The 498-nt window shown below is 61.8% G+C and carries 2 protein-coding genes; one reads left to right on the plus strand and one right to left on the minus strand.

Annotated elements, in window-relative coordinates; genetic code table 11:
- Positions 1–322 (plus strand): cytochrome c (locus tag EOA85_RS36890; protein ID WP_164760208.1); only part of this gene is annotated, 322 nt, incomplete at its 5' end.
- A 28-nt stretch (positions 323–350) separates the two neighbouring features.
- On the opposite strand, the gene EOA85_RS36895 is transcribed toward EOA85_RS36890, so the two are convergent.
- A partial coding sequence (locus tag EOA85_RS36895) for an SET domain-containing protein-lysine N-methyltransferase (protein ID WP_127212844.1) occupies positions 351–498 on the minus strand: 148 nt, incomplete at its 5' end.

Here is a 498-nt window from a genome sequence, read left to right on the forward strand (position 1 = left end):
ATGCCACACGCCGCGTGATTTTGCTGGCGGCACCAGGAAGAGCGAGTGGCTGGCCGGAGCAACTGCTGCCGAAGGCAGCGGCATCGTGCCGAACATTACTTCGGGTGAAGGCGGGCTTAGTGACTGGTTGGAGGCTGACATCGCCAACTTTCTCGAGACCGGCTTCACGCCGGATTTCGACACCGTCGGTGGCGCCATGGTCGACGTGCAGAGAAACATGGCCCAACTGACGCCCGAGGACCGGGCGGCGATATCAGCCTATCTGAAGGCCATACCGCCGCATCCCAATGGCTATCCGGCGCGCAAGCAGCCTTCGAGCTGACGCGAAAACCGAACGGGATGGCGGCGCGTCAGCGGTCGCCGAGGAAATCGAAGCCGGCTTCGAAGAAATGATTGTAGTTGCAGGTCATTTCCTCGCCGGGCGCGATGTCGCGCGACGCATACGTCTCCTCGGGCGAGGAGACGTCGCAATTCGGGTCATCGGCATGGTTCATGTAG

It is taken from the genome of Mesorhizobium sp. M5C.F.Ca.IN.020.29.1.1 (assembly GCF_003997375.1).
Taxonomy (GTDB): domain Bacteria; phylum Pseudomonadota; class Alphaproteobacteria; order Rhizobiales; family Rhizobiaceae; genus Mesorhizobium; species Mesorhizobium wenxiniae.